This window comes from Ruegeria sp. 6PALISEP08 (assembly GCF_001238295.1).
Classification (GTDB): domain Bacteria; phylum Pseudomonadota; class Alphaproteobacteria; order Rhodobacterales; family Rhodobacteraceae; genus Ruegeria.
In genome coordinates this window covers 412096-438030 of the sequence record NZ_LGXZ01000001.1, presented here as the reverse complement: position 1 = coordinate 438030, position 25935 = coordinate 412096, and the positions used below count along the sequence as shown (strand labels likewise).

Sequence of the window (25935 nt, the reverse complement as noted above, 5' to 3'; positions counted from 1 at the left end):
GGGGATTTGATCGTCGCGTTGCAACTTCGCCGAAAAAACTCGAAAACGACCTGCCGGATTTTGCAACAATAGGTACATGCAACCCTCTGATCACAAGCGTCAAAATAGAATCGGAAGGAATAATGTGGTGCCCAAGGAGAGACTCGAACTCTCACGCCCGTGAAGGCGGGGGATTTTGAATCCCCTGCGTCTACCATTCCGCCACTTGGGCCACGGACACTGAATTAGCGCTCATCCAAGCGAAGGTCCAGAGGCAAAAAACATCCAATATTCCATTTGTTTCAATATCGGCGGTTGACGGTCCATCAGGTGCGTGTTTTGGCTTTCTTCGGCCGAAAACGGGATCTGAGTTCTTTATGTTACGATCACTTTATGACTGGACCATTCGTCTAGCAGAACACCGGCATGCCCTGTGGGCCCTTGCTGTCGTGGCCTTTATCGAAAGCTCGTTCTTTCCGATTCCCCCAGATGTGCTGATGATTCCGATGATTCTGGCGCGCCCATCACGTGCTTGGCTGATCGCGACCGTCGCGTTGGTGGCCTCGGTTCTGGGCGGAATGCTGGGCTATGCGATTGGTGCGTTTTTCTATGAAAGCATCGGCCAGCCCATTCTGGAATCCATGGGCAAGGCGCATGCGATGGAAGAGTTCAACACCCGGTTCAACGATTTCGGGTTCTGGGCTGTTCTGGCTGCGGGCGTGACGCCCTTCCCTTACAAAGTTATCACCATCATGTCCGGCTGGACCGGAATGCCGCTTGGCACCTTTATCGCCACTTCGATTCTGGCGCGCGCCCTGCGGTTCTTCTTGGTTGCGGGTCTGCTTTGGCGCTTCGGAGAGCCGATCCGGGACTTTATCGAAAAGCGTCTGGGACTTATGTTCACGCTGTTCATCATCCTTCTGTTTGGCGGGTTCGTGGTGGTTAAATACCTATGACAAGAAAATCCGGGCTTGTGGCACTGGCCACGATTGGTTCAGCAGCTCTGTTGTTGGGCGCGTTTGGCTTTCAGCATCTGGGCGGGCTTGCCCCGTGCAAAATGTGCATCTGGCAGCGCTACCCGCATGCGGTGGCGATCGCTATTGGCGGGGTTGCGCTGGCATTGCCAAGGCTGAGTTTCCTGCCGTTGCTGGGCGCCGTTGCCGCGGGTGTAACTTCGGCGATTGGTGCGTTTCACGCCGGTGTCGAGCAAGGCTGGTGGGAAGGCCCCAGCACATGTACCTCGGGCGATATCAGCGGGCTGAGTAGCGACGATCTGTTCGATCAGATCATGAACGCCCCATTGGTGCGCTGTGATGATATCCCGTGGGAGATGTTCAGCATATCGATGGCGGGTTGGAATGCCATCGCCTCGGCCGTGCTGATGCTGATCTGGATCGCGGCCTGGCGGGCGCGCGATTAAAACTCGTCCAGCTCCGCATCCCAATACAAGAAGTCGATCCAGCTTTCGTGCAGGTGGTTCGGCGGGAATTTCCGACCGATATTGCGCAGCGCCTCGGCATCAGGCTGACGTGGTGGTTTGCGCAATGTCATCCCCGCCTGACGCAGCGATTTAGACCCCTTGCGCAGGTTACACGGGCTGCATGCCGCCACCACGTTCTGCCAGCTGGTGACACCGCCTGCGGCCCGCGGCACCACATGATCAAAGGTCAGGTTATCGCGGCTGCCGCAGTACTGGCAGCGGAATTCATCCCGCAGAAATAAATTAAAGCGCGTGAATGCCACGCGCTTTCTGGGTTTTACATAGTCTTTCAAAACAACGACCGAGGGTATTCGGATCTCGGTACTCGGGCTTCGGACAACTTCGTCATATTCGGCCACGATGTCGACCCTGTCCAGCCACGCGGCTTTGATCGCTTCTTGCCAGGGCCACAGGGACAGCGGGTAGTAGGACAAGGGGCGGTAATCGGCATTCAAAACCAAGGCCGGATGTTGTTTGAGCACACCCGGCTCTCTGACAAATTCGGTCCTGAAGTCTCCGTCCATCACAGAATCGCTCCTCACTCTCAACTGCCCGTTTGTGACACCAAAGCGGAGAGCACCCGCTCCGGCCTTTTTTTAACTATATATCGTGTTAAAACTCTGACAAGCCCTGAGTTTCCACAATATGTCGCTGAATGGGTAAGCCGAAACTGTTACAGGCTTGTGACAGTTATCCACAGCTTGCACCGGGCGTGTCCTTCGCGCTATGCGCGGGTCATGTCCTGGTTCATTCGCTTCAACAAACCTTATGACGTGCTGCCGCAGTTCACGGACCGCGCCAATGCCGAAAGTCCGCGTAGCACGCTGTCAGATTTTATCGACTTGCCCGGCGTTTACCCCGCAGGCCGGCTGGATCGTGACAGCGAGGGTTTGATGCTGCTGACGGATCACGGGAAACTGCAGGCGCAGATATCAGACCCCAAGCACAAGATGGCAAAGACCTATTGGGTACAGGTTGAAGGCATCCCGGATGAGGTAGCCTTAAAAGCCTTACGGAACGGGGTTGAGTTGAAGGACGGTCTAACGCGGCCCGCAAAGGCCCGGCAGATTGATGAGCCCGAGGGGCTCTGGCCCCGTACCCCGCCTATCCGAGATCGAAAAAGCGTTCCCGACAGCTGGCTGGAACTGACCATCCGAGAGGGCAAGAACCGACAAGTGCGGCGCATGACGGCGGCGGTGGGTCTGCCGACCCTGCGCCTGATCCGGTATTGCATCGGGGACTGGACCCTGGAAGATCTTGAGCCTGGCCAATGGGGCAGCCTGCCTATGCCGACGCTGAACTCAACCCCACAGCATAAACGCGACCGACGTCCGCGCCGGTGACAAAACCCGCCCTAATCTGTTAGGCTTGGGGCATGAAACTCACGCCAGACATTCCGGCCCCTTCGGCCATTCTGGAGGCGGCGCTCTACGCAGACGATCTGGACGCCGCGGAACAGTTCTATGGTGAGGTTCTGGGTTTGGACCGTATTCAGCGCATCGGCGACCGCCACGTTTTCTATCGCATCGGTGGATCAGTTCTGCTGATCTTCAATCCAGAACAGACTGAACTGCCTCCGCTCAACCCGGAGATGCCCGTTCCACCCCATGGCGCCCGCGGCCCCGGACATGTGTGTCTTGTGTTGTCACGCGATGAAATCGCAGTGATGCGCAAACACCTTTTGGATTGGAACATCCCCGTCGATGCCGAATTTGACTGGCCTGGCGGCGCACGGTCATTGTACGTACGCGATCCGGCCGGAAACTCGGTGGAGTTCGCCGAGGCGCATCTTTGGTCTTGATCTGGTGCGGAACGCCTGAGCGCTCCACCGATCTGATCTCAAAGGCTAAAGACTCAGCTTGTCGCGCATGAAGGCCAGCGCAACGCTTAGCCCGTCTGGTGCAATGCCGTGCCCGGTGCCTTTCATGACATGCGCATAGACCTCTTTGAAGTCTGCGGCCTGCAAGGCTTCGGCAGCCTCGGGCAGTGATTGCGGCGGCACAACGTCGTCAGCATCGCCATGCACCAGCAGGACTGGCATCCGGCTTACGGTTTCGTCGGGCAGAAGATCGGGTTCCAGCAACCGGCCGGAAAAGGCGACAATCCCGGCCACAGGGTCTTCGCGGCGCGGGGCAACGTGCAGGCTCATCATCGTGCCTTGGCTGAAACCGAAAAGAACAACCTGCTCGGGCAACACGTCTTCGTCCACCATCAGGGCGTCCAGAAAGGCGTCAAAGTCCTCGACCGCCATTTCCATGCCCCGACGCGCCTCTTCCTCGGACGAGCCGTCGATCCAAGGGATCGGGAACCACTGAAACCCGTTGGGCATGCCTGGAATCTGTTCGGGCGCGTCGGGGGCCACAAACAGGGTGTCGGGCAGATGTTCGCCCAGCGGATCAGCCAACCCCAGCAAGTCAGCACCGTTTGCGCCATAACCATGCACGAACACCACGACCGAGCGCGTGTCACCCGAAACAGGCTCTTTCCTCAGCGCATTCAAAACCCGTGTCATCTGATCCCTTCTCTTTGTTTATCAACCCGGTAATAGGCCCACAGCACTCGCGCCGCAACCGATCGCCATGGCGACCACGGCTCGGCCATTTGGCGCAGTTCCTTGTCTGTGGGACGGTTGGGCAGGTCATAGAGGACGCGCGCGGCCTCTTGCAGCGCCAGATCGCCAGGCGCGATTACGTCCGCGCGGCCCAATGAAAACATTGCATAAATCTCGGCCGTCCAAACGCCGATCCCAGAAACTTGTGTCAGAGTGGATACGACCTCGGCATCAGGGGCATCGCGCAACGCTTTGTAATCAATGCGCGCCTCAGCCAGCGCCCGTGCATAGCGGATCTTCTGACGGCTCAACCCCACGGCGCGCAGATCGTCATCTGTGGCCCACTTGATCTTGCGCGGACCCGTCAGTTTAGCATCCTGCAACCGTTTCCAGATCGCACGAGCCGAAGCCACGCTGACCTGCTGGCTGACAATTGCGCTCAGCAGTTGCGCGAAACCATCCGGGCGACGGCGCAGAGGCAGCGGGCCTGTTTGTTCGATAGCGTAAGCCATGCGCGGGCAGGTTTGGACCAGCCATTCGGCCCCTTCGGCCACGCAATCAGGCGTTTCGATAATGCGGCCTACGGACATGCGGCCTCCCTGCTCGGTGTTCATGGGCACGTTAGGCGCATGTGCCACAGATGCAAGCCGCTTGTGCCGCAAAGACTTAGCCGATAACCATTCGCCCATGACCATGACCTCCACTCTTCCCGATGACCGTCAAGCCAAGCGCAACGTGGCCGTTTTGGTGGCCGCACAGGCCATTCTGGGCGCACAAATGCCCATGATGTTCATTGTCGGAGGGCTGGCAGGCCAGTCGCTGGCCTCGAACCCTTGCCTGGCGACGCTGCCCATTTCCCTGATTGTTCTGGGATCAATGCTGGCGGCCACACCGATCTCAGCCATAATGCAGCGCTGGGGTCGCCGTGCGGGGTTCCTTGTTGGTGCAACCGCTGGTGCGTTGGGTGGGCTAATCGGAGCTTACGGCCTGTTCCTTGGCTCTTTCCCGATCTTCCTTGTCGGCAGCCTGCTGACTGGTATCTACATGAGTGCACACGGATTCTACCGGTTTGCTGCGGCAGATACAGCATCGGACGCTTATCGTCCGAAGGCTATTTCTTATGTCATGGCCGGTGGCTTGGCTGCGGCGATAATAGGTCCTCAGATTGTGAAACTCACCTCCGAAGCCTATGTCATCCCATTTCTGGGCACATATCTGGCCGTGATCGGGATCAACGTTCTGGGTTCGGCCCTGTTCTTCTTTCTTGACATTCCGACGCCTGCGAAACCTGCGGCTGACGAACCCAAGGGACGGTCAAGGCTCGAATTGCTGAAGACGCCGCGCATCGCCGTGGCAATCATCTGTGCGATGGTGTCTTACGCATTGATGAACCTTGTGATGACCTCGACACCGCTGGCCGTTGTCGGCTGTGGGTTCTCGGCCAATGATGCTGCGGACGTAGTCACAAGCCATGTTCTGGCCATGTACATCCCCAGCTTCTTCACCGGCCATCTGATCGCGCGATTTGGTGTTGAGAAGATCATGGCGCTGGGCCTCGCAATCTTGGCAAGCGCCGGGGTTGTTGCTCTGCAAGGGGTTGAACTTGGCAACTTCTTTCTCGCCCTCGTTCTTCTGGGCATTGGTTGGAACTTTGGCTTTATCGGCGCAACCTCGATGCTGGCGGATTCGCATGACCCGCAAGAGCGTGGCCGGATGCAGGGCCTGAACGACCTTCTGGTGTTTGGTGGTGTCACATTGGCCTCGTTGGCCTCGGGCGGTCTGATGAACTGCTCGGGCGGATCCGCGGTCGAAGGTTGGACGGCGGTAAACCTGGCCATGGTCCCACTGCTGACACTGGCGGGTGGCGCTTTGCTATGGTTGGTGCTGCGGCCTGCCGACCCGGAACGGGCGTGATTACCAGCGCCCGCTGCTGACTGTCCACATCAGGGACAGGCGTTGCCGCATTTCGCCCGGTATCAACGTGCCCGAGGCAACGCGTTCAGGCCGCGCAACGGCTTGTTTCAACACCCAGTCCGCCAGCCACCCGGCAGAAAGCGCAGGACGGGCTTCGGCAGAGATCGCGGCCCGGTGGTTTGCCCTGGCCTTGTTCAGCCGCTCCAGCGCGGATTGTGCAAGGGCACGCACCCCCTCCGGAGTGCCATCCAACAAAGGTACCCGCCCCCTGTTTTCCAACTCGGGAATCGCGCGAAACCAGTTTGCGACACCAACCGCATAACCAAATTTGCGCAGCACATCCTCGTCCGCTACACCCAGCGCCTGAGCGGAGGCTACAAACAAAGACCCCGTGCTGTAGTTGATATAGGCGTCAAAGTGCTCCTGATCTTCAAACGGATCCCGATATATATCCCAACGTCTTACGGCCACATACTCATCCAAGACACCGGCCAGATGTGGCGAGAGTACACGGGACAACGGCGTTACCACTTCATGCCGTCGCACAGTGGTGCCTTCAGCAATTTCCTGTAAGGCGTCGCGCCACCATTGCAGCCGCATTTCGGCAATCATCGGCTCTTGCGTGACCCAGGGCGCGCGCGCAACTTCGACATTCAGCGCGTATAACGGAAACAGAACGGCGCGGGCAGCTACAGGGGCCGCCATTGCGGCGCGGAATCGATCAGGATCAGCCCGCTGCACCAGCGCGGCACAAGCTTTGACGTCGTCGTCAAAGACCGCGCTCACTCAGCCGCCGCCTTCTGCGGGTCGCAATCGCGTACCAGTTTCCACTGAATCGCATCCAGCAGAGCCTCGAACGATGCGTCGACTATGTTCGCGCTGACGCCAACGGTCGACCAGCGCCGCCCCTGCCCGTCCTCGCTGTCGATGATGACGCGCGTGACCGCCTCGGTCCCGCCTTGTGTGATCCGCACCTTGAAGTCGACCAGTCGCATGTCTGACAGGACTTGCGAATATTGCCCCAGATCCTTCGCCAGCGCCTTGGCCAGAGCGTTCACCGGCCCCCGGTCACTGCCGGATTCGTCCATGGATTCGCTGACGGACAGTTTCTTCTCACCATCCACCTTCACGACAACAACGGCCTCGGACAGGCTGACCATCTTGTTGTACTTGTTCTTCCGCCGCTCAACCGTGACCTTGTAGCGTTTGACTTCAAAGAACTCGGGCAGTTGTCCCAACTCGTCCCGCGCCAACAGTTCGAAACTGGCTTGCGCGGTGTCATAGGAATACCCATCCGCTTCACGCAATTTGATCCGATCAAGGATGCGACCGAGTGCAGGATCACCCGCCTCAACGCTTAGCCCGGCTTCGGTCAAACGTTTGCGCAGGTTCGACTGCCCCGCCTGGTTCGACATTGGAATGATGCGCGTGTTGCCGACGCTTGCGGGCTCCACATGCTCATAGGTCGACGGATCCTTGAGGATTGCGCTGGCGTGCAGCCCCGCTTTATGCGCAAAGGCAGACGCCCCGACATAGGCCGCTTGTTTGCTGGGTACGCGGTTCAGAACGTCGTCCAGCATCCGGCTGATACGGGTCAATCCCGCCAGAGCATCCAGACTTACACCGGTCTCAAACTGCGAGGCATAGGGTTCCTTCAGCAGCAGCGTCGGGATCAAAGCAGTCAGGTTCGCATTGCCACAACGCTCGCCCAATCCATTCAGCGTTCCCTGAATCTGACGCGCGCCAACCTCGACCGCTGCCAGTGAACAGGCCACTGCGTTCTCGGTGTCGTTATGTGTGTGAATGCCCAGCCGATCACCGGGCAAACCTGCTGCGATGACTTCGGACACGATCCGCCCGACCTCGGTCGGCAAAGCACCACCGTTGGTATCACATAGCACAACCCATCGCGCACCCGCCTCCAGTGCCGCACGGCAAACCTCTGTCGCGTATTCCGGGTTGTCCTTGTATCCGTCAAAAAAGTGTTCCGCGTCAAATAGGGCTTCACGCCCCTGCGCCACGATATGCGCGACCGAGGCGCGGACGTTTTCGGTGTTCTCTTCAAGAGAAATGCCAAGCGCGTGGGTCACATGATAATCATGAGACTTGCCTACCAGACACACCGCCTTCGTGCCCGCATTCATCACCGCCGCCAGAACGTCATCATTCTCGGCCGAGCGCCCCGCCCGCTTGGTCATTCCAAAGGCCGTCAGACGGGCCGAGGTCTTCGGCGCAGCCTCGAAAAACGCGCTGTCGGTCGGGTTCGCTCCGGGCCAACCGCCTTCGATGTAGTCCACACCTAAGGCATCCAGCGCCTGCGCGATCTGCACTTTCTCGGCGGTCGAGAACTGCACCCCTTGCGTTTGTTGCCCATCGCGCAGGGTCGTGTCGTAGAGATAGAGGCGGGTTTTGGTCATCAGACCTCCTCCAGCTTGGAGGCATCGAACCCAGTGCCAGGCACCAGTTCAACACCTTCCTTGCTCATGCGCACTTCCAGCCCGGCGGCAACATAGGCGGCTTTGAGACGATCAACTTCCGAGAAATCCTTGTTCTGCATGGCGGATACACGCGCATCGGCCAAACGATCCGCATGGGCCGTCAGGTCCACAGATGTCGTATCCGCCCAAGCGCCCATTTCTGGCAAGAGCAACCCAAGAATCTGCGCGCTCGCCAACAGACCAGCCGCATCGCCGTCCGAGGCCAGACGATAAAGCTCGGTCATAGCCCCCGCCGTATTTAGGTCATCGCTCAGCGCCGCGATCACCTCAGGTGCCGCGCTGGCAGCAGGTTCGACGCCCGCTGTAAGCGCCCGCCATTTGCGCAGCGTCGCTTCAGCCTCGCGAGCCTTTTTCTCGGTCCAATCCATCGGCTTGCGGTAATGCGTCTGCAGGAACACAAACCGGATCACCTCACCCGGCACACCCTGTTCCAGCAGATCATGCACGGTAAAGAAATTGCCCAGCGATTTGGACATCTTCTTACCTTCGACCTGCAGCATCTCGTTGTGCAGCCAATATCGCGCGAACTCACCATGCGGGTGAGCGCATTTGCTCTGGGCAATCTCGTTCTCGTGGTGCGGGAACATCAGGTCGTTGCCACCGCCGTGAATATCAAAGCTTTCGCCCAACAGTTCATACGCCATCGCCGAGCATTCGATATGCCACCCCGGACGCCCTCGTCCCCATGGGCTGCCCCAGCCCGGAAGCTCATCTGTAGAGGGTTTCCACAACACGAAATCCATCGGGTTCTTCTTGTAGGGCGCCACCTCGACCCGCGCGCCCGCGATCATGTCATCGACCGACCGGCCAGACAGCTTGCCGTAGCTTTCTTTCCAACTGTCGACCGCGAACAGAACATGGCCTTCGGCGGCGTAAGCATGGCCCTTGGCGATCAAGTCTTCGATCATTTCAATCATCTGAGCGATAAACTGGGTCGCGCGCGGCATCTCGTTAGGCTCCAACGTGCCCAAAGCACCCATATCATGAAGGTACCAGCCGATGGTCTCATCCGACCGTTCCTGCACCAGTTGCTCCAGCGTGCCCTTTGCCCCAGCCTTTTTGCGCGCCAGCGCCGTGGCGTTGATCTTGTCGTCGACGTCGGTGAAGTTGCGCACATAGGTCACGTGATCCGCGCCATAGACGTGGCGGAGCAGACGATAGAGCACATCAAAAACAACCACCGGACGGGCGTTGCCCAGATGCGCGCGGTCATAGACCGTCGGACCACAGACATACATCCGCACGTTATCAGGGTCGATCGGTACGAAGTCTTGCTTCGTCCGCGTCCGCGTGTTGTGCAGCTTGATCGTCGTCATCGGTCGGGCTCCTCAGAAACAGCATGTGCTTGCGCGTTGGCGCGGGCTTAGCAACTTGTCTCAGGGATGAAAACGAAAGAAACCGGCCCGCTTGATAAATCAGCAGGTAATGCAGCAGATAATGGTGCAGGTCACCGGGTTCATACCCCTCGGTTAGCACGGGTTCATCTTTAAGCCAAGTATTGAGGTTGCGCGTAGTCTGAGTCAGCGTGCAGATCATGGATCGAGGTAACATCAACGCGATTTGCAAAGAATTCCCCGGAGCCGAGTTGTCAGACCCCTGGGGCGGCGGGCATGACGCGTGGAAAGTCGGCGGCAAGATGTTCGCCTGTATCGGCACGGCAAATGACGGGGTTTCTGTCAAAACGCCCGACGTCGAAACGGCACAGATGGTGATTGATGCCGGCGTGGGGGTGAAAGCCCCCTATTTCCATCGCAGTTGGGTGCGTCTACCGTTTGACGCAGAGCCCGAGGAATTGCGCCATCGCCTGACGGTGTCTTACGACATTGTCCGCGCGTCCCTCACAAAGAAGCTACAGGCGACATTGCCGCCGCGAAGCTGATTGACAAAACTCTGTTGCTCTGCCCCATTCAACGAAAATGAGTCCAGGGGCATTGCTATGAAACTTTCTGAGCGCATCACGCATCTGACCGGCGACAGCGATGGATGGGACGTGTTCTACCGGGCGCGTCGGATGCTGAGCGAGGGACATGCCGTCACCGAGTTGACGATCGGTGAGCATGATGTCCGAACTGACCCGTCGATCCTGCATGCGATGGCCTTGTCTGCTCGCGAGGGGCACACCGGCTATGCCATGGTGCCCGGAACGGATCTTCTGCGCGACACGGTTGCGGCACGGGTGCAAACACGGACGGGTGTTCCAACAACGCGCAACAATGTTATGATCACGCCCGGCGGCCAATCTGCCTTGTTTGCGGCCCATATGGCTGTGTGTGATCCGGGCGATGTGGGCCTGTTCCTCGACCCCTATTACGCCACGTACCCAGGCACGATTCGCGGGGCCGGAGCAGTTGCCCGCGCGGTTCCGACCGCGGCAGAAGATGCCTTTCAACCCAACGCCGATTGGATCGATGCAGCGGCTAACGATGCCGTTTCACTGTTGATCAACACACCCAACAATCCGACCGGAGTGGTCTATTCCCGTCAATCGCTTGAAGCGATAGCCGAGGTCTGTCAGAGGCGCGACCTGTGGCTGATCTCGGATGAGGTCTACGATACGCAGGTCTGGGAGGGCGAGCACCTGTCGCCGCGCGTTTTGCAAGGTATGGCGGATCGGACGCTCGTTGTGGGATCGATGTCCAAGTCTCATGCCATGACAGGATCGCGTTGTGGTTGGATCGTGGGCCCCGAAGAGGTTATCGATCATCTGATTAATCTTGCCACTCACACGACCTATGGCGTGCCTGGCTTCATTCAGGACGCGTCCAGTTTCGCGCTGACCGCTGGACCCGAGTTGGAAGAGAAGATTGCCGCTCCGTTCCGCCTTCGGCGTTCACTGGCCATGGATATTCTTCAGGCGCAATCCACCGTTGGTTTGGTGCCAGCGCAAGGCGCGATGTACCTGATGCTGGACGTTCGAAAAACCGGGCTGTCAGGGGAAGATTTTGCCAATGCCCTATTAGATACGCACACCATTGCCGTCATGCCGGGAGAGAGCTTTGGTTCAGCCGCCGCTGGGCATATTCGAGTGGCCATGACCGTCGAAGATGAGCGTTTTGCAAGCGCCCTGACCACGCTGTGTTCTTTTGCAGAGCAGCTTGCGCAGCGTCACGCCGCGGAATAGCCGTCAAAATCGGAATGTGGTGCGCAGATTGAAGACGTTGGAATCCAAACTGCCGCTGGAACGGGTGACGTCGTCGAAATTCTGCCGCAGCGCCTCGCCGCTGATTACAAAGTTCTCACCTATCGGATAGGCTACGCCGATGCCGTAAACGGCGGCTGTATCGCTGTCGACCGAGGTTTCAGCCCGTGCCGCGCCGACAACCACATATCCCAATGCGCTGCCGAAATCATATCCACCGCGCAGCTTCAGGCGGGTCATGCTGTCCAGGCTACCCTGGGACGACCCTAAATCCAGCGATAGGCGGTTGTATTCCAGTTCTCCGCCCAGGACGAAATTCCCCAAATCCAGATCGTAGCCCACATGGGCCCCAAAAGCGGTATCGTCACCGCTGACCCCTCCTGGCCCATCCGCATCAGCATATCCAAAGCTGAGGCCCACATATCCACCGGTCCAATCCTCAGCCAAACTCGGGCTTGCGCCAGCGATCAGGGTCGCTGCGATAAAGGCAGAAAGGGGTTTCCGAACCGGTTTCAAAGCTAGGCCGCTCTTGTTTCGATCTAAAGATGCAATCTCAGTTTAATCTGTGATCCGTTCCGTCAGAATTCAATTCAAAGGTCACAACGTTCAATAGTAAGTGAAGGTACTATAACAGAATTCTACCAAAACGGGAGAAAATCCGCACCGACCCGCTTTCATCCTGAGGATGGCACACAGTGTAGGTCGCAAAATCAAGCAGAGGTCGCAAACAGGACAGATTGCGTTGCTTTACTTTGAAAACGTCGGATCAAATGTTGAGAGGCAGAATGACTGACCACGATTGGAAGATCAGTTTGATCAGCCGCACCATCGGTGCGGATCGTGGGCGTGCCGCACGAGGACGGCCGTAAAGGCGTTTTCCCTGCACCCCACGACAGCACTCAACGACCGGAAAACCCAAATGAACGACCAATCCCGCAACACATCCCGCAGTGGCGGCCGCGCCGCGCGTCGCGCCGCCCGTGCATCCGCCCTGCCCGAGCATTTGCGCCCTGTACGCCCCGGAATGGAAGGCGGCGTTCTGAATGTTCTTACACAGGCACAGATCGAACGCATCCATGAGGCCGCCCTGACCGCCCTTGAGACGATCGGGTTGGCGGATGCACCCCAAAGCGGCATCGATTATCTGGTCGGAGCTGGCTGCACCCTGGGCGACGATGGCCGCATCCGGTTTCCGCGTGCCTTGGTTGAAGACACGATTGCAAAGGCAAACCGCTCGGTCACTATGTACAGCCGGGACGGAAAAACCGATCTGGAACTGACGGGAACCAAAGTACATTATGGCACGGCTGGAGCCGCCGTATCCATGGTCGACGTTCACGGACGTGAATATCGCGACTCAACCGTGCAAGACTTGCATGATGCGGCTCGTATCTGCCAACAGCTTGACAACATACACTTTGTTCAACGCCCAATGGTCTGCCGCGACATCGCGGATAACCTCGAGATGGACCTGAACACGATCTACGCCAGCTGTTCCGGAACTTTCAAACATATCGGCACATCTTTCACCGAACCCAGCCACGTCGCCCCTGCGATGGAGATGATCTACATGATCGCGGGCGGTGAAGACAAATACCGCGAGCGGCCGTTTGTTTCGAACTCGAACTGCTTTGTGGTTCCGCCGATGAAATTCGCGACCGAAAGCTGCGAAGTGATGGAGGAATGCATCAAGGCCGGTATGCCGGTTCTGCTATTGTCCGCCGGGATGGCCGGTGCCACCGCGCCTTCGACCATAGCCGGAGCAATCGCGCAGGCGACCGCTGAATGTCTGGCAGGACTGGTTTATGTAAACGCCGTAAGGCCCGGCGCCCCTGCTGTTTTTGGCACCTGGCCCTTTGGTCTGGACTTGCGGACAGGTGCGATGTCCATCGGGTCTGGCGAACAGGCTTTGCTGACGGCGGGCTGCGCTCAGATGCACCGGTTCTACGACCTGCCCGGCGGTGCGGCCGCAGGAGCCTCGGATTCGAAGCTTCCGGACATGCAGGCCGGATGGGAACAGATGTGTTCGAACGTGATGGCAGGTCTGTCCGGGTTGAACATGGTGTATGAGGCTGCGGGTATGCACGCGTCTTTGCTGGGCTTCTGTTTCGAAAGCCTGATACTCAGCGACGATTTGATCGGTCAAGCACAACGCTGTGTCCGCGGGATCGAAGTGTCGGACGAAACTCTGGCCCTGGATCAGATCGCATCAGTCTGCATGGGTGGCCCGGGTCATTTTCTGGGAACGGAAGCAACGCTTAGCCGGATGCAGGCCGATTACGTTTATCCAACGTTCGGCGACCGCTCCTCACCCAAGGAATGGGTGGAACTCGGCAAACCGGATCTGGTCGAAAAGGCAATAGCCCGCAAGGAAGAGATCCTGTCTGCCCCGTCAGCGGCGAAGTTCGACCCGCTTCTTGACGCAGAGCTTCGGCAAAAGTTCAACATTCATTTGCCCGCATAGCACGCGAAAGGGCGGCCCGAAGATACTCGGGCCGCCCACCGGATCAGCCGTTATTGGGCGGAAGAAGCCCCGCTTCCTGAGCGACGGCTATTTCATCTGCGTCCAACGCTCCGTCGCCGTTGGCGTCCATCGTCGAAAATGTATCTGCGTCCACGCTCGGCACAACGGCCTGAACTTCCTCGATGGTCAGAACGCCATCGCCATTGGCATCGGCTGTGGATTGGGCCAAGACCATTCCCGGCAGGGTCATTGCCGCGATGGACATTCCAATTAAATACTGCGGTTTCATGTTGGTGCCTCCTGATTAGGTTGATTATGTCTTCGTCCGGACAGGCCCCAGAAACACCGTAACACCGAAGGCGTCACCCGTTTTGCGCGAACACCAAGGATTCGCGCCAATCCTTGCGTGTTTGCCCGAATCGGGTGTGCAAAGCGCCGCCGGGCAAAACTCCGCCTTACCCCGTTCGGCGAGACTTTCCCGACAATTCCTGCCTGTTCCGGCAAAACGGCGCTTAACTCGGCGACTCGGCGCAAAAAGAAAGGGGGCCGAAGCCCCCTGTCAGTTTCGCCTTCCAGGCTCATTTCGTTGACCGCCCGGTATTTTTTTGCCTGCGGCCTGGACTGCGCATGGGGCGAGCGCACCCGCCCCGTGAAAGAGTGGGAAAGAGCAAATATTCCGCCCCACCCTGTTCCCGGCCAACACGGGCATGTCGACCGAGTGGAGAAAGGTCAGTTGGTAAGTCTCAGACCTTTACTCCGTATTCGTCGGGGTCGGTAACCAAGGGCAGCGTCCGACCCCTACGCCCCGGGGTGCCGGGGCGTTATTCTTTAGCTACACCCGCTTGTCGCGCCGCAGGTGTTGCACTTCATGCAAGTGCCGTTGCGCACCAGCGTGTAGTTTCCGCATTCGCCACAAGGGTCACCTTCGTAGCCCTGCATCTTGGCTTTGGTGCGGGCGTCCATTCCCGTGGCTACAGCACTTTCCACGACGGGAGCTTCGAAGGCAGCGGCCGTTTCAGCCATACCACCCAGCTCGGCCTTACCCGCGTTGAACACAGCCAGATCTTGCGGCAGGCGCTTGCGCAAGTAGCCGGTTGAGCTGATTTGTTTTAGCACTTCCAAGGACTTGGATGCCGCAGTTTCACTGATCTCTGAGACGTTCGAGACACCTTCCTCCTCACCACGACCCAAATCATCAAAGCTTGCGCCTTCGGGTTTCACATGGGCCAGATCGGTGCGGTCCAGATAAGACACGGCCAGTTCGCGGAAGATATAATCCAGGATCGACGTCGCATTCTTGATCGAATCGTTACCCTGCACCATCCCCGCCGGTTCGAACTTGGTGAAGGTGAAGGCATCAACAAACTCTTCCAACGGCACGCCGTATTGCAGACCAACCGAGACCGCGATGGCAAAGTTGTTCATCATTGCCCGGAAGCCTGCGCCTTCCTTATGCATGTCGATGAAAATCTCGCCCAGCTGACCGTCTTCGAATTCACCTGTCCGCAGGTATACTTTGTGGCCACCAACGATTGCCTTCTGGGTATACCCCTTGCGGCGATGCGGCAGTTTCTCACGATGGCTGCGGATGATCTCTTTGACCACAACCTTCTCGATCACCTTTTCTGCCAGGACGACGGCCTTTTCCTGCATCGAACCGCTTTCCAGCACTTCTGCCGCTTCATCGTCATCCTCGACCAGTGCAGCCGCCAGCGGCTGCGACAGTTTCGAGCCGTCACGATAAAGCGCGTTAGCCTTCACACCCAACGACCAGCTAAGCTCATAGGCTTTCTGGCAATCCTCGATTGTCGCGTCATTCGGCATGTTGATCGTTTTTGAGATCGCCCCCGAGATGAAGCTTTGCGCCGCCGCCATCATGGTGATGTGGCTATCAACCCCAAGGAAACGCTTGCCTTTCTTGCCGCACGGATTCGCGCAGTCGAAGATCGAATAGTGCTCTTCCTTCAGGTGCGGCGCCCCTTCCAGCGTCATGGTTCCGCAAACGTGGTCGTTGGCTGCCTCGATATCCGCACGGGTAAAGCCCAGATGCCGCAGCAGATCGAAGGTCGGATCGTTCAGTTTGGTCGCCGGGATGCCAAGAACGCCCGTGCAGAAGTCCTCGCCCAGGGTCCATTGGTTGAAGACGAACCGGATGTCGAAGGCGCTTTCCAGCGCGGCGTCCACTTTGGCCAACTCGTTGGGGCCAAAGCCATGACCGGTCAGCGACGTATGGTTGATCCCCGGCGCGTTGCCGATGGTGCCGTGCCCGACCGCATAGCCGACGATCTCTTCGATTTGAGACGAGGAATATCCCAGCTTTTCAAGTGCCGACGGTACCGAGCGGTTGATGATCTTGAAGTAACCGCCACCGGCCAGCTTCTTGAATTTGACCAGCGCAAAGTCAGGCTCGATGCCGGTGGTGTCGCAATCCATCACCAGACCGATGGTACCTGTTGGCGCGATCACGGTGGCCTGCGCGTTGCGATAGCCATTCTTTTCACCCAGGCTCAGCGCTTCATCCCAGGCCGACATGGCCAGATCGACCAGACGTTTATCCGGGCAGTTGCCGTGATCCAGAGGCACCGGCTTAACCGCCAGTTTCTCATAGCCATCCGTCACACCCTGCGACGCGCGGCGGTGGTTGCGGATAACGCGCAGCATGTGGTCGGCGTTGCGCTCGTAACCTTTGAACGGGCCAAGCTCACCGGCGATTTCAGCCGAGGTTGCATAAGCCACACCGGTCATGATCGCGGTCAGCGCGCCGCAGATCGCCCGCCCCTCATCCGAGTCATAGCTGTAGCTCATGTTCATCAGCAGACCGCCGATATTGGCATAACCCAGACCCAGCGTGCGGAAGTCGTAAGACAGCTGGGCGATTTCCTTCGACGGGAACTGCGCCATGGTCACCGAGATTTCCAGCGTCAGGGTCCACAGGCGCGAGGCGTGCATGTAATCGGCCGCCTGGAACTCACCATCCTTCAGGAAGGTCAGCAGATTCATTGACGCTAGGTTACAGGCCGTGTCGTCAAGGAACATGTATTCCGAGCACGGGTTCGAGCCGCGAATCTCACCGTCTTTTGGGCAAGTGTGCCACTCGTTTACGGTGTCGTGGAACTGAATACCCGGATCGGCACAGGCCCAGGCGGCGTGGCCGACCTTTTCCCACAGATCGCGCGCTTTGACGGTACGGGCGACCTTGCCATCGGTGCGGTTGATCAATTCCCAATCGGCGTCTTTCTGTACAGCGGTCAGGAACGCGTTTGTCACGCGGATCGAGTTGTTCGAGTTCTGACCCGAGACCGAGCTATAGGCTTCCGAATCCCAGTCCGTGTCGTAGGTCGGGAATTCGATACTGTCGTGACCCTGCTTGGCGTAATCCAGAACACGCTTGATGTAAGTTTCAGGGATCGCGACCTTTTTCGCCTCGCGAACTGCCTTCTTCAACGCGTCGTTTGCGTTGGGATCATAAGCGTCATCAGCTACACCGTCCCATGTGCGAATGGCCTCGAAAATGCCGTTCAGCATCTTCTCGTGCATCTTCGATCCGGCAACGATCGAGGCCACTTTCTGCTCTTCAATCACCTTCCATTCGATGAATTTCTCGATGTCTGGGTGATCTGCATCGACGATTACCATCTTTGCTGCCCGACGGGTTGTTCCGCCTGATTTGATCGCGCCAGCGGCGCGATCGCCGATCTTGAGAAAGCCCATCAGGCCCGAGGACTTGCCGCCACCCGACAGCGCCTCGCCTTCTGCACGCAGATGGCTGAAGTTGGTCCCGGTACCAGAGCCGTATTTGAACAGGCGCGCCTCGCGCACCCACAGATCCATGATGCCGCCTTCGTTCACCAGATCGTCATCAACGGACTGAATGAAACACGCGTGTGGTTGCGGGTGTTCGTAAGCGGATTTCGATTTGGTCAACTTGCCGGTTTTGTAATCGACATAGTGGTGCCCCTGCGCCGGGCCGTCGATGCCATAGGCCCAGTGCAGGCCGGTGTTGAACCACTGCGGGCTGTTCGGCGCGGCGCGCTGAGTCGCCAACATATAGCGCATCTCATCAAAGTAAGCGCGTGCGTCATCCTCGGTCGAGAAATAGCCACCCTTCCAGCCCCAATACGCCCACGCGCCGGCCAGACGGTCGAAAACTTGCTTCGAGGATGTCTCCCCATCGAACTCAGCGCCATCCGCAGGGACCGAGCGCCACAGGAATTCGGGAACGTCTTTCTCTTTTACTTTTTTCAGCTTGGAAGGAACGCCTGCCTTGCGGAAGTATTTCTGCGCGATCACGTCGCTGGCTACCTGAGACCAGCTTGCGGGCACTTCGATATTGTCGAGACGAAAAACAATTGTACCGTCAGGATTTCGGATTTCAGACGTTGCGGACACAAAATCCAGTTCTGCGTAAGCATCCTGATCTGGTTTGGTAAAACTTCTCTCAATCTTCATGTCCGCAGCCCTGATTAAAACAGCTCAATTTTCGATTCCCGACACCAAATCTTGTGTTGCTGGGTGTCGCCCGCAACGCCCAGAGAAGAGCTCGCAAAGGTATTGGTCACTGTCTGAGACAGCTTAAAAACCGCTATTGCGGCTGCACGTTAATCTTTTGTGCTTGTCCGACCCTCGCCCGCTGCCTGTTCCGGTTTGGACACCAGATATTGTGGCACTCTCGTTGGCTCATACAATTTGGCGTATGTTACCATAGAAGGTCAACGCCCTTTTTCAGCCATTTTTGAAATCTTTTTTGTTGACCTGAGCGCTGCGGAAGCCCGCCCATCCGCAGGTTCCGATTCCTCCACAGCTTCGTCCACGGCAAATTTCCGCCGACATTTCGAAGTCTCAAAACGAATTCCCGTGTTTACCAGCATAGTTATCTGCATTTGATCAACCAATGCCATACTGACTAAGGTGAAAGAGAATCATCTTCACTTGGTCTAACTGACCTGCGATTTGCGCCGGATGGTTCGCTCAGGTGTCAGAAGGTTCAATCGAATGAAGTTGTTCCACTTTATTCCGGCTATCGCCTTCATCGTGGCCTGCACACCACAAGATGTGCCCATCGCGTCACGCAGCGCACAGTTCGAAACCTACCCTCAGCGTTTGTTCGATACCTTTGAAATCAATTGTTCAGGCCCTGGTGAATCTTTTGAGAAAACCGGGAAGCAAACTTTTGAATGCAGCGAGTTCTTGCCCCCCAATGCGGCAGCCTACCTGATTCTGAATTATGATGGCGATCCTCAGGACCTCCCTCAAAGTGTCATACGTCTTACATCGACGAAGACAAACGCCGGATATCGCGTGGACGCACAGGTCTTCTTCAATGTGCCGCAAAAAGCCGGCACCGCGGTCGAAGTTCCGGTTGAAAGTAAGGTCTTGGACCAAGCCATCAGCGAGCTCTACCAAACAATGGGAGGCTCGCTGACTTAGCTTGATGGAAGTGGTCGGGGCGGCAGGATTCGAACCTACGACCCCCTGTACCCAAAACAGGTGCGCTACCAGACTGCGCCACGCCCCGGACCGTGCGCCTTCCTAACGACGCCAATCTGATTTGAAAAGCCCTAACAGGGCCAAATCGCAGGACCTTGCGAAAAAATTTCATGCTGCATCTGTGTGCCGGGCGCAATTGAGTAGCGTGCGGACAATCCGGCATTGATTTCAAGCACTGCAAAAACGGAATCTCCGCCTTCGATTGGGGTCAGATCACCGGGAATCGCCCCCTCATGCACACGCGTGACCGTGCCGGTGCGATCCACAAAAATCATATCGAGAGGAATCAGGGTGTTCTTCATCCAGAACGCAACCCTTTGCGGTGGATCGAAGACAAACAGCATCCCGGATCGATTCGGCAGGGATTCGCGAAGCATCAAACCGTGCGAACGCTCCTCGGGCGTTACTGCCAGCTCGATATCAAATCGAATTGTTGCGCTGTCATTTCTTAAAGTGACACGATCAACGCTGCATGCTGCAAACGCCCCACCCGCACATATCGTGGTTAACAGGGTTAAGAGCGTCAGAATCCGTATCATCAAGAACTCAGCCGTCCAGTGCAGCTTCCCAAGCCAGCACTTGTGCCGCCATTCGGCCCCGTTTGCCGTCAATCACCCGCATAGCCAGAGCTTCGCCAGGTTGCAGATCAGCCAGACCGGAACGCCGCAACACTTCGATATGAAGGAAAACGTCTTCGCCGCGGCCAAAGACATTTGCAAAGCCAAAGCCCTTGCCCTTGTCGAACCACTTGACCCGTGCCGCTTCCAACGGAGCGGCGGCAATATCTACCGGGTCAAGCTCGGCAAAATCGGCCAGCATCATCGAGTCGGTCCGCGCCGGAGGATCGATCGCGACGACTTCCACCGCCTGAACGCCTCGGTCGGTGCGGTGCGTCATGATCTCGATCCCGGCACCATCCGCTACAGAGCTTTGACCGAAATTCCGCAGTACATTCACATGCAACAGAATATCTGGGCCGCCTTCGTCGGACACAACGAATCCATATCCCTTGGCAGGATCGAACCATTTCACGTGTCCACGGACGCGATACATGTTGTTCAGGTCTTCTGGCACGGTTTTCCCATCGCGAATTTTAGCAGTTCGTTAAGGGTTTGTTGTTTATGGGAACGGCAGGCAAATTCAAGCTGAAAAAACTGTTTACTTTCTGCCCGTTGCATTTCACGACACGTGAACGTCATGGATTCAACCTTTCCACATGCCATGCCGATCCCGGCTCATTACGTTGCCATCTGAACCGGTCATGCAGGCGAAATGCCCCATCGGCCCAGAACTCAATCTCGGTCGGCGTCAGCCGGTACCCGCCCCAAAACGGGGGGCGTGGCGGATTCGGCCCCAGCTTTGCAGTCACTTTCGCCACGTCAGCCATCAGCGCGGTTCGGCTGGAAAGCGGTTGCGATTGCTTTGACGCCCAGGCGCCCAAACGGCTCTTTAGCGATCTCGATGCGTAATACTCATCCGCCTGAGGACCGTTTTCACGCGTTATTGTACCACGAACACGCAGTTGACGCCGCAAAGATTTCCAGTGCATCACAAACGCGGCCTTGCCCGCGGCCTCCAACTCTGCCGCCTTCGCGCTTTCATAGTTGGTATAGAAAACAAACGAATCCGCTTCGATTTCCTTCAGCAGCACCATACGGGCATTCGGCAACCCATCAGGGTCGACGGTTGCAAGCGCAATCGCATTGGGATCATTCGGTTCTGTCTGTTCAGCCTCGGCAAGCCACCGACCCGCTATTACAAACGGATCAGTGCCAGCAAAGATGCCATCACGCTCGGTCATTTCCATCCCCTGGAAAGTATTAATGTCAAACCTAAGGCGAGAACCCGCTGCGGGCAAGAGCGCACGGCCTTGAAGCAACGCTACCAATGGCATACACCAACTCAACAGATCGCGAAGACAGGCGGAGAACCACACATGTCAAATCAGTTGATGGCCGGCAAACGCGGCCTCATCATGGGACTGGCCAATGACAAATCAATTGCATGGGGAATCGCCCGCGCCTTGTCCGACGCCGGGGCCGAGCTTGCTTTTTCCTATCAGGGCGACGCCCTGAAAAAGCGTGTCGACCCGCTTGCTGCACAATTGGGCAGCGAAATCGTCCTGCCCTGCGACGTGAGCGACGAGGCATCCATTGATGCTCTGTTCACCGCGCTGGAAGAAAAATGGGGCAAGTTGGACTTTATTGTTCATGCCATCGGTTTTTCCGACAAGAACGAGCTGCGCGGTCGCTACGTCGACACCAGCCGGGCGAATTTCAAGCTGACTATGGATGTGTCGGTTTATTCCTTCACCGCCGTTATGCAGCGGGCCGAAAAGATGATGGGCGAAGGCGGCAGCGCCGTCACCCTAACCTATTACGGTGCCGAACAAGTGATGCCTCACTACAATGTTATGGGCGTCGCCAAAGCTGCACTGGAGGCATCGGTGAAATATTTGGCCGAGGATCTGGGCAAGGACGGCATCCGCGTCAACTCGATCTCGGCCGGTCCGATCAAGACCCTGGCTGCCAGCGGCATCGGCGATTTCCGCTATATCATGAAGTGGAACGAGTATAACTCGCCCCTGCGTCGCAACGTGACCATCGACGATGTGGGCAAGTCGGCACTCTACCTGCTGTCAGATCTGTCCAGCGGCGTGACCGGGGAAAACCTGCACGTGGATTCGGGCTATCACATCGTCGGCATGAAAGCCGTTGATGCACCTGATGTAGAAAAGGGCTGAGATCATGAGTGCTAAGGACCGCCTGCCACACGAAAAAGGCTTTCACATCAGCTGGGACCAAATCCATCGCGACTCGCGCGCGCTGGCTTGGCGGCTCGACGGGCAAGGCCCGGACAATGGGGCCTGGCGCGCCGTTGTCGCCATCACACGCGGTGGCATGGCCCCTGCGATGATTGTCAGCCGAGAGCTGGACATTCGCACCGTGGATACCGTCAGCGTAAAGTCTTACCACCATCAGGCTCAGGGTGAGGCCGAGGTGCTGAAAGCGCCCAATCAAGATCTGATGGGCGATGGCACCGGGATTCTGATCATCGACGATCTGGTCGACAGTGGCAAAACGCTGGAACTTGTGCGTGAGTTGTATCCCAACGCCCATTTCGCAACGGTCTATGCCAAACCCAAGGGCCGCCCGATGGTCAATACATTCATCACCGAGGTCAGCCAAGACACCTGGATCTTCTTCCCCTGGGACATGGCACTGCAATATGTCGAGCCTTATCGCGGTACCGACTGATCCCTTCTTCTGTTCAAACAACCTCGGAGTGTGGGGCTGAGCCTCGCAATAAGACCGGCACGCCATGACCCAGACTCGTACCAGCGCCACCTTTTCCCCTCCGGTGATGGAGGCGCGGCGATGGCTGGAAGGTGTCAGCTTTCCCGCAGAGCGTCCGCTGATAAACGTCAGCCAGGCCGCACCGGTCGACCCGCCCCCGCTCGCGCTGCGCAAAGCGATGGCCGATTTTGCAGTGCAGGAAGATAGCGCTCATTTATACGGGCCTGTTTTAGGGAATGACGACCTGCGCACGGAACTGGCGGCCCAGATCGGCGCGCATTACGCGGCACAGGTTGAGGCATCTCAGACTGCAATCACCTCAGGCTGCAATCAGGCGTTTTCGGCTGTAATCTCGGCGATCACCGATGAGGCAGATGAGGTGATTCTGCCAACGCCATGGTATTTCAATCATAAAATGTGGCTGGACATGACAGGCGTGCGCACGGTGGACTTGCCGACGGGTGACGATCTGTTGCCCGATCCAGAACTGGCACGTCAGCGGATCACCGGGAAAACGCGCGCCATCGCACTGGTTACGCCCAACAACCCCGGTGGCGTGGAATACCCCGCCGATCTGGTTCGAGCGTTCTATGACCTGGCGCGCGACAACGGGATTCGCTTGATCGTCGACGAAACCTATCGCGATTTCGACAGTCGCAGCGGCCCACCCCATGATCTGTTTCAGCAACCCGCCTGGGATGAGACGCTGATTCACCTCTATTCCTTCTCGAAATCCTATCGCCTGACAGGCCACCGGGTTGGTGCCATAGCAACAAGCCGTTCTCTTTTGGCCGAGGTCGAGAAATTCCTCGACACAGTCGCCATTTGCCCCGGCCAGATCGGCCAGTTCGCGGCCCTTTGGGGAATGCAGAACTTGTCACAATGGCTGGCGGGTGAGCGAGACGAAATTCTCGACCGCAGAGCTGCAATCAAAGATGGAATGCCTGCACTTGAAGCCAAAGGATGGCGTCTTTTGGGGCTTGGGGCGTATTTTGCTTATCTCGAACATCCGTTCGACATGCCTTCGGATGATCTGGCCCGCCGTCTGGTGGCTGAGGCAGGCGTGCTGCTGTTGCCCGGTACCATGTTCATGCCCGATCATGATCCCGCCGGAAGACGGCAGGTACGCGTGGCGTTCGCCAATCTCGACCGTGCGGGACTGGGACAATTGTTCGACCGGTTGCAGGGCCTGTCCTTCTAAGCTTGCCCCCCGGCGGTGTGCGTCGTATTCAGGGCCGCAACCGACAGGGCAGAACGCTGCCGCAAAAACAAGAGGGCACTATGGCCGCAGGCGCAAAAAGTCTTTCGAAAACCTTTGTCTGGATTCTGATGGGCCTGCTGATGCTTGGCCTAGCGGGCTTTGGCGCCACCAATCTCAGCGGTACGGTTCGAACCGTCGCGCAAGTGGGCGATGAAAGTGTCTCGGTCGAAGAGTTTGTGCGCGAGTTGCAGCGTGAAATCCGCGCAGTCGAAGCACAATCCGGCCAGCCCTTGCAAATGTCTCAGGCGCGTGACCTTGGACTGGATCAGAACGCCCTTGCCCGACTGACCGCATTGGCGGCTTTGGACAACGAAGTCGGCCAGCTTGGTATTTCCATTGGGGACGAGAATCTGCAGCAAGAGATCGTTGGAATCCAGGCCTTTCAGGGTGTGGACGGCAGCTTTGACCGTGAAGCCTATCGTTTTCAGCTGGAACAGGTTGGCATGACTGATTCCGAGTTTGAAACGGATCTGCGCAAAGAATCGGCGCGCACAATCGTGCAGGGCGCGATCATGGGTGGCGTCGCGATGCCTGCGACTCTGACAGATGCGATGACGGATTACATCGGCGCACGGCGCAGCTTCACGGTTGCGACCGTGGGCACCGAAGCTCTGGAGGCCCCGGTTGCCGAACCGACCGAGGCGCAAGTTCAGACTTTTTATGATGAAAACGGCGATCAGTTCACCCTGCCCCGCACCAAGCAGCTGACCTATGCGATCCTGTCCCCCGCAATGCTGATCGACAGCGTTGAGGTGGATCAAGAAGCTCTGCGGAAACTCTATGAAGATCGTTCTGACGAATACAATCAACCCGAACGCCGCCTGGTTGAACGCCTGAACTTCCCTGGTGAACAGGCCGCCAACGATGCCAAGGCGCAACTCGAGGTCGGCGGCACCACTTTTGAACAATTGGTTCGCGACCGCGATCTTGAACTGAACGATATCGATCTGGGCGATGTAACCCGTGATGATCTGGGCGAAGCTGCGGATACCGTTTTTGCGGCTGATCTCGATTCTGTTGTCGGCCCCCTGCCTTCGGTATTTGGTCCGGCCCTGTTCCGGATCAACGGATCTCTGGCGGCGAACAATGTGCCTTTTGAGGATGCAGAACCGGCCTTGCGGGAAGAACTGGCAGCCGAGCGCGCGCGCCGCCTGATCGAAGCACAGTCCGAAGACATCAACGATATGCTGGCTGGCGGCGCCACGCTGGAAGAACTGGCGGATGAGACCGAAATGGAGCTGGGTCAGATCGACTGGACCCGCGAGAGTTCGGATGATGTCGCTGCCTATGACGGATTCCGCGTCGCCGCCGAGGCAGTGCAGGACGGTGATTTCCCGGAAATCGGCTTCCTTGAAGATGGGTCAATCTTTGCCCTGCGCCTGAATGAGGTTCTGCCGCGCCGCCCCGAGCCGTTGGACAGCGCGCGTGATCGTGTGGCTGCCGCATGGCTTCAGGCCGAAACCAACAAGGCGCTGGAAAATCGGGCGAATGCGGTTCTGACTCAGTTGGCCACAGATGGAGACTTTACAACCACCGGTCTTCCGTTCCGTGTGGAAAACGCCCTGACCCGCACGGCGTTTCTGGATGACGTTCCCGTAGATTTCATGAATGAAGTGTTCCAGATGGAACCTGGCGAGCTGCGCGTCATTGGTGGCAACGGTGCAGCCCTGCTGGTGCGTCTGGATGAGGTTTTGCCGCCTGCAGACACGGACGAGCTGCGCCAGCTGCGTGAAGCCCTGTCTGCGCAGATGAATCAGGCCCTGTCACAGAATATTTTCAACGCTTACGTGCGCGATGCACAGACACGCGCGCGCCCGGTCGTCGACCAACAGGCACTGAACGCCGTGCAGGCGAGCTTTTAAACGA

General features: G+C 57.7%; 25 protein-coding genes and 2 tRNA genes. 13 read left to right on the top strand and 14 right to left on the bottom strand.

Annotated features, from left to right (window positions below; all coding sequences use genetic code 11):
• Positions 1-125: 125 nt before the first annotated feature.
• A tRNA-Leu gene (locus ALB80_RS02225) sits at positions 126-211 on the bottom strand.
• A gap of 145 nt (positions 212-356) precedes the next feature.
• Here ALB80_RS02225 and ALB80_RS02220 point away from each other — a divergent pair.
• Together ALB80_RS02220 and ALB80_RS02215 are read left to right on the top strand one after the other, a co-directional pair.
• Positions 357-935, top strand: a complete 579-nt coding sequence (locus tag ALB80_RS02220) for a YqaA family protein (protein ID WP_050602371.1) — start codon at positions 357-359, stop codon at positions 933-935.
• Complete coding sequence (locus ALB80_RS02215; protein WP_050602370.1) at positions 932-1399, top strand: disulfide bond formation protein B; 468 nt, start codon at positions 932-934, stop codon at positions 1397-1399. Before ALB80_RS02220 ends, ALB80_RS02215 begins: the two co-directional genes overlap by 4 nt.
• On the opposite strand, the gene ALB80_RS02210 is transcribed toward ALB80_RS02215, so the two are convergent.
• Positions 1396-1983: an HNH endonuclease gene (locus ALB80_RS02210; RefSeq protein ID WP_050602369.1), complete on the bottom strand. Its 588-nt coding sequence runs from the start codon at positions 1981-1983 to the stop codon at positions 1396-1398. The two genes, ALB80_RS02215 and ALB80_RS02210, sit on opposite strands and share 4 nt — an antisense overlap.
• Positions 1984-2196: 213 nt before the next feature.
• Between ALB80_RS02210 and ALB80_RS02205 the strand changes: the two genes are divergently transcribed.
• A complete protein-coding gene (locus ALB80_RS02205) occupies positions 2197-2802 on the top strand; it encodes an rRNA large subunit pseudouridine synthase E (RefSeq protein WP_050602368.1) in 606 nt (201 codons plus the stop codon).
• Between the two features lie 32 nt (positions 2803-2834).
• A complete protein-coding gene (locus tag ALB80_RS02200; RefSeq protein ID WP_050602367.1) occupies positions 2835-3260 on the top strand; it encodes a VOC family protein in 426 nt (141 codons plus the stop codon).
• A gap of 45 nt (positions 3261-3305) precedes the next feature.
• Here ALB80_RS02200 and ALB80_RS02195 read toward each other — a convergent pair whose 3' ends face one another.
• Entirely contained in the window at positions 3306-3971 is a 666-nt protein-coding gene (locus ALB80_RS02195; protein WP_050602366.1) for an alpha/beta hydrolase, read from the bottom strand.
• On the bottom strand, positions 3968-4600 hold the full coding sequence (locus ALB80_RS02190; protein ID WP_050602572.1) for a DNA-3-methyladenine glycosylase: 633 nt from the start codon (positions 4598-4600) through the stop codon (positions 3968-3970). The genes ALB80_RS02195 and ALB80_RS02190 overlap by 4 nt, the downstream gene beginning before the upstream one ends.
• Positions 4601-4697: 97 nt before the next feature.
• On the opposite strand from ALB80_RS02190, the gene ALB80_RS02185 reads away from it, so the two are divergent.
• Positions 4698-5924 (top strand): MFS transporter, encoded by a 1227-nt coding sequence (locus ALB80_RS02185; RefSeq protein ID WP_050602365.1) that lies wholly within the window; start codon positions 4698-4700, stop codon positions 5922-5924.
• On the opposite strand, the gene ALB80_RS02180 is transcribed toward ALB80_RS02185, so the two are convergent.
• Genes ALB80_RS02180 through cysS form a run of 3 tightly spaced genes read right to left on the bottom strand, consistent with a single transcriptional unit; the run spans position 5925 to position 9738 of the window.
• The gene (locus ALB80_RS02180; RefSeq protein ID WP_050602364.1) at positions 5925-6710 is read right to left on the bottom strand and encodes a squalene/phytoene synthase family protein; all 786 of its coding nucleotides are present in this window, start codon (positions 6708-6710) and stop codon (positions 5925-5927) included. It lies immediately after the preceding gene.
• Positions 6707-8341 (bottom strand): citramalate synthase, encoded by a 1635-nt coding sequence (cimA, locus tag ALB80_RS02175; RefSeq protein ID WP_050602363.1) that lies wholly within the window; start codon positions 8339-8341, stop codon positions 6707-6709. The genes ALB80_RS02180 and cimA overlap by 4 nt, the downstream gene beginning before the upstream one ends.
• Positions 8341-9738 carry a cysteine--tRNA ligase gene (cysS, locus tag ALB80_RS02170; protein WP_050602362.1) on the bottom strand — a complete coding sequence of 466 codons (1398 nt, stop codon included), beginning with the start codon at positions 9736-9738 and terminating at the stop codon, positions 8341-8343. The genes cimA and cysS overlap by 1 nt, the downstream gene beginning before the upstream one ends.
• A gap of 218 nt (positions 9739-9956) precedes the next feature.
• Between cysS and ALB80_RS02165 the strand changes: the two genes are divergently transcribed.
• Both ALB80_RS02165 and ALB80_RS02160 read left to right on the top strand, forming a co-directional pair.
• Positions 9957-10301, top strand: a complete 345-nt coding sequence (locus ALB80_RS02165) for an MmcQ/YjbR family DNA-binding protein (protein WP_050602361.1) — start codon at positions 9957-9959, stop codon at positions 10299-10301.
• Between the two features lie 57 nt (positions 10302-10358).
• A complete protein-coding gene (locus tag ALB80_RS02160; RefSeq protein WP_050602360.1) occupies positions 10359-11543 on the top strand; it encodes a pyridoxal phosphate-dependent aminotransferase in 1185 nt (394 codons plus the stop codon).
• A gap of 3 nt (positions 11544-11546) precedes the next feature.
• Here the strand turns inward: ALB80_RS02160 and ALB80_RS02155 are convergent, their stop codons facing one another.
• Positions 11547-12077 carry an outer membrane protein gene (locus ALB80_RS02155; protein WP_050602359.1) on the bottom strand — a complete coding sequence of 177 codons (531 nt, stop codon included), beginning with the start codon at positions 12075-12077 and terminating at the stop codon, positions 11547-11549.
• Between the two features lie 403 nt (positions 12078-12480).
• Between ALB80_RS02155 and ALB80_RS02150 the strand changes: the two genes are divergently transcribed.
• Entirely contained in the window at positions 12481-14025 is a 1545-nt protein-coding gene (locus ALB80_RS02150) for a trimethylamine methyltransferase family protein (RefSeq protein WP_050602358.1), read from the top strand.
• 43 nt (positions 14026-14068) lie between these two features.
• On the opposite strand, the gene ALB80_RS02145 is transcribed toward ALB80_RS02150, so the two are convergent.
• Entirely contained in the window at positions 14069-14314 is a 246-nt protein-coding gene (locus ALB80_RS02145; RefSeq protein ID WP_083445164.1) for a hypothetical protein, read from the bottom strand.
• Between the two features lie 539 nt (positions 14315-14853).
• Positions 14854-18474 (bottom strand): vitamin B12-dependent ribonucleotide reductase, encoded by a 3621-nt coding sequence (locus tag ALB80_RS02140; protein WP_050602356.1) that lies wholly within the window; start codon positions 18472-18474, stop codon positions 14854-14856.
• A 543-nt stretch (positions 18475-19017) separates the two neighbouring features.
• Between ALB80_RS02140 and ALB80_RS02130 the strand changes: the two genes are divergently transcribed.
• The gene (locus ALB80_RS02130; RefSeq protein WP_050602354.1) at positions 19018-19452 is read left to right on the top strand and encodes a hypothetical protein; all 435 of its coding nucleotides are present in this window, start codon (positions 19018-19020) and stop codon (positions 19450-19452) included.
• Between the two features lie 11 nt (positions 19453-19463).
• Here the strand turns inward: ALB80_RS02130 and ALB80_RS02125 are convergent.
• From ALB80_RS02125 to pdxH, 4 genes are all read right to left on the bottom strand, one after another.
• A tRNA-Pro gene (locus ALB80_RS02125) sits at positions 19464-19540 on the bottom strand.
• Between the two features lie 43 nt (positions 19541-19583).
• On the bottom strand, positions 19584-20051 hold the full coding sequence (locus ALB80_RS02120; RefSeq protein ID WP_050602353.1) for a DUF192 domain-containing protein: 468 nt from the start codon (positions 20049-20051) through the stop codon (positions 19584-19586).
• Positions 20052-20058: 7 nt separating this feature from the next.
• Positions 20059-20565: a cold-shock protein gene (locus ALB80_RS02115; RefSeq protein WP_371255944.1), complete on the bottom strand. Its 507-nt coding sequence runs from the start codon at positions 20563-20565 to the stop codon at positions 20059-20061.
• A 142-nt stretch (positions 20566-20707) separates the two neighbouring features.
• Positions 20708-21313, bottom strand: a complete 606-nt coding sequence (gene pdxH / locus ALB80_RS02110) for a pyridoxamine 5'-phosphate oxidase (protein ID WP_050602571.1) — start codon at positions 21311-21313, stop codon at positions 20708-20710.
• 135 nt (positions 21314-21448) lie between these two features.
• Between pdxH and fabI the strand changes: the two genes are divergently transcribed.
• The 4 genes from fabI to ALB80_RS02090 all read left to right on the top strand — a co-directional run bounded on the left by fabI (position 21449) and on the right by ALB80_RS02090 (position 25931).
• Positions 21449-22255 (top strand): enoyl-ACP reductase FabI, encoded by an 807-nt coding sequence (gene fabI / locus ALB80_RS02105; protein WP_050602351.1) that lies wholly within the window; start codon positions 21449-21451, stop codon positions 22253-22255.
• Between the two features lie 4 nt (positions 22256-22259).
• Complete coding sequence (gene gpt, locus ALB80_RS02100; RefSeq protein WP_050602350.1) at positions 22260-22769, top strand: xanthine phosphoribosyltransferase; 510 nt, start codon at positions 22260-22262, stop codon at positions 22767-22769.
• 64 nt (positions 22770-22833) lie between these two features.
• Positions 22834-24009, top strand: coding sequence for an aminotransferase (locus ALB80_RS02095; protein ID WP_050602349.1), 1176 nt, complete (start codon positions 22834-22836; stop codon positions 24007-24009).
• Positions 24010-24089: 80 nt separating this feature from the next.
• Entirely contained in the window at positions 24090-25931 is a 1842-nt protein-coding gene (locus ALB80_RS02090) for a peptidylprolyl isomerase (protein WP_050602348.1), read from the top strand.
• Positions 25932-25935: the final 4 nt, after the last annotated feature.